General features: G+C 65.6%; 2 protein-coding genes. One reads left to right on the top strand and one right to left on the bottom strand.

Going from position 1 to position 1,666, the window contains the following annotated elements:
• Positions 1-809: LysR family transcriptional regulator (locus tag A3728_RS13670; RefSeq protein ID WP_067924737.1), on the bottom strand; the 809-nt coding region annotated here is incomplete at its 3' end.
• Between the two features lie 155 nt (positions 810-964).
• Here A3728_RS13670 and A3728_RS13665 point away from each other — a divergent pair.
• Positions 965-1,666, top strand: a 702-nt coding sequence (locus A3728_RS13665) for an aldehyde dehydrogenase family protein (RefSeq protein ID WP_150120799.1), incomplete at its 3' end; no start/stop codon positions are given.

Raw genomic sequence — 1,666 nt, 5'->3', positions numbered from 1 at the left:
TCGGCAAAACGACCGAGCCGCGGGTCGCGCCGGTCGTCTTCGTGCCGGATCAGGTAAAAGGCCCGCCGAAGCGAAACCGCCTGCGTGAGGATGCGTTGCAGCCCGCCCGCCGACGGGAGCGAAAAATCATGCACCACCCCCACCCCGGCCCCCTGCCGGATCATCTGCAACTGGACGGAAACGGAGTTCGACGCCAACGGCACCCGCGACTGCCCCAGCGCCGACAGGTAATCCAGTTCACGGTCGAAGATCATGTCGGGGATGTAGCCCACCAGCCGGTGCCGGGCGAGGTCTTCGAGCTTGGTGATCGGCGGATGCCGGTCGAGGTATCGCCGGGAGCCCGCAAGATGCAGGTGGTAGTCGGTGATCTTCTGCACGAGCAGACGCCCGGCGGTGGGCGCGCTCACCCCGATGGCCATGTCCGCCTCCCGCCGGGACAGGTTGAAGACCCGCGGCAGGGCGACAATGCGCGCGCAGACCTGCGGCAGCAGGAAATTCGCACAGCCGTCCGGCGCGCCGATCCGTATCTGGCCGCTCAGCCGGTCGCTGGCGGGCGCCACCCCGGCCCGTGCCAGCCGCATCGCCTGCTCCACCGCCTCCGCCCGCTCCAGCAGCTGCGCGCCCGCCTCCGTCAGCGCGTATCCCTGTGGCGAACGCGCAAAAAGCGCCGTCTGCATCCGCTGCTCGAACCGCGTCATGCGCCGGCCCAGCGTGGCCGGATCGAGCCCCAGCAGCTTTCCGGCCGCCGACAGGCTGCGTTCGCGCGCCACGGCGATGAAAAGTCGCAGATCGTCCCAGTTCTCCGCCATGACCATCCTTTCTTCTCATGATCCGAAATACTTCGGGGGTCCGGGGGCTGGCCCCCGGGAATGCTTTGCAAAAACGCAAAACCGTTTTGTCACCTTGCCCCTTCAATCTGACTTTTTGCAAGGTTACCCTGCGCCAAATCTTGAAGGAGATCCCCATGAAGGAACTGACCCATTATCTTAACGGTGAACACGTCAAGGGCACCTCCGGGCGTTTTGCCGACGTGATGAACCCCGCCACCGGCGAAGTGCAGGCCAAATGCCCGCTGGCCAGCGAAGACGAGGTGCGCAAGGCCGTCGAATACGCGCAGGCGGCGCAACCCAAATGGGCCGCCACCAACCCCCAGCGCCGCGCCCGCGTGCTGATGAAGCTCGTGGATCTTTTGAACCGCGACATGGACAAGCTGGCCGAGGCGCTCAGCCGCGAGCATGGCAAGACGCTGCCCGATGCCGCGGGCGACGTGCAGCGCGGGCTCGAGGTCGTGGAATATTGCATCGGCGCGCCGCAGCTTCTGAAGGGCGAATATACCGACAGCGCGGGCCCGGGCATCGACATGTATTCGATGCGCCAGCCGCTCGGTGTCACTGCCGGTATCACGCCGTTCAACTTCCCGGCCATGATCCCCATGTGGATGTTCGCCCCCGCCATCGCCTGCGGCAATGCCTTCATCCTCAAACCGTCCGAGCGTGACCCCTCCGTCCCGCTGATGCTGGCCGAACTGGCCGAGGAAGCGGGCCTGCCCAAGGGCATCCTGCAGGTGGTCAACGGCGACAAGGAAGCCGTCGACGCGATCCTGCACGACGATGTCATCCAGTCCATCGGCTTCGTCGGCTCCACCCCGATTGCCGAATACATCTAT

This window comes from Sulfitobacter sp. HI0040, assembly GCF_001634885.1.
GTDB lineage: Bacteria > Pseudomonadota > Alphaproteobacteria > Rhodobacterales > Rhodobacteraceae > Sulfitobacter.
This window is presented reverse-complemented; position numbering and strand designations above follow the sequence as displayed.